Consider the following 1,374-nt stretch of genomic DNA (forward strand, 5'->3'; position numbering starts at 1 on the left):
GGGAGTGTCAAGTTAACGGCTGATCTTGGTTGTTGAGGTGGTCAGTTGTTGGCCGGGGTGAGTCGGCCTTCGAAGGCGATCTGGAAGGCGTTCAGGGGTGCTTTCCAGCGCATGGTCCAGCGTCGGCGTCCGGTGCCGGTCGGGTCGAGGCTCATCAACGCCATGTAGACACACTTCAAGGCGGCTTGCTCGTTGGGGAAGTGGCCGCGGGCTCGTACGGCCTTGCGGATGCGGGCGTTGACTGACTCGATCGCGTTGGTGGAGCAGATGACCTTGCGGATTTCGACGTCGAAGGCGAGGAAGGGCACGAACTCGGCCCAGGCGTTCTCCCACAGCTTCACGATCGCCGGGTATTTCTTGCCCCAGGCGTCGGTGAACTCGAGGAACCGTTCGGTCGCGGCGTCTTCGGTGGGCGCGGTGTAGACGGGCTTGAGCGCTTTGGCGATCTTGTCCCAGTCCTGGCGGGCGGCGTAGCGGAACGAGTTGCGCAGCAGGTGCACCACACACGTCTGCACGATTGTGCGTGGCCACACCGTCTCGACCGCCTCGGGCAGGCCCTTGAGCCCGTCGCAGACGAGCATCAGCACGTCGGCGACGCCGCGGTTCTTCAGCTCGGTGAGCACGTGCAGCCAGTGCTTGGCGCCCTCGCCGCCGTCGCCGGCCCAGATGCCGAGGATGTCGCGGTGGCCGTCGACGGTGACCGCCATCGCGAGGTAGATCGGCCGGTTCGCGACCTGCCCATCGCGGATCTTGACGTTGATGGCGTCGATGAACACGACCGGGTAGACCTTGTCGAGGGGCCGGTTCTGCCACTCGGCCATGCCGTCCATCACCTTGTCGGTGATGGTGGAGATGGTCTGCTTGGACACCTCAGCCCCGTAGACCTCGGCCAGGTGCGCGGCGATTTCGCCGTGGGTCAACCCCTTGGCCGACAACGACAGGACCATGTCGTCGACGCCGGTCAGCCGGCGTTGCCGTTTGCGCACGATCTGCGGCTCGAACGTGCCCGCCGCGTCTCGCGGAACGCGGACCTCGACCGGCCCGACGTCGGTGAGCACGGTCTTGGTCCGGCTGCCGTTACGAGTGTTCCCACTGCCCCGACCTGCCGGGTCGTGCTTGTCGTAGCCGACGTGATCGGTGATCTCACCGTCCAACGCCGACTCCAGAACCCGCTTGGTGAGCTGCTGCAACAGCCCACCCTCACCGGTCAGCTTCAACCCGTCACCACGAGCCCGATCGACCAGCATCGCGATCAACTGCTCATCCGTGACCGCATCCGCCGGCCTGGCCGCCGGCTCCTGCCCCGAGGTGATCTCGGTCGTCATCTGGCGTCTCTCCCTTGATCGGTCGATCAGCCGTTATTTGTACAGTCCC

At 65.4% G+C, this 1,374-nt stretch carries 1 protein-coding gene; it reads right to left on the reverse strand.

Annotation, left to right across the window (positions count from 1 at the left end; translation table 11 throughout):
- Positions 1 to 41: 41 nt before the first annotated feature.
- Complete coding sequence (locus Vgi01_RS30280) at positions 42 to 1,325, reverse strand: IS256 family transposase (protein ID WP_373307076.1); 1,284 nt, start codon at positions 1,323 to 1,325, stop codon at positions 42 to 44.
- Positions 1,326 to 1,374: the final 49 nt, after the last annotated feature.

It is taken from the genome of Micromonospora gifhornensis, from assembly GCF_016863515.1.
Lineage (GTDB): Bacteria > Actinomycetota > Actinomycetes > Mycobacteriales > Micromonosporaceae > Micromonospora > Micromonospora gifhornensis.

Coding starts and splice junctions, on each gene's coding strand:
- Vgi01_RS30280 (WP_373307076.1), bottom strand. CDS start 1,325: ATGACGACCGAGATCACCTCGGGGCAGGAGCCGGCGGCCAGGCCGGCG.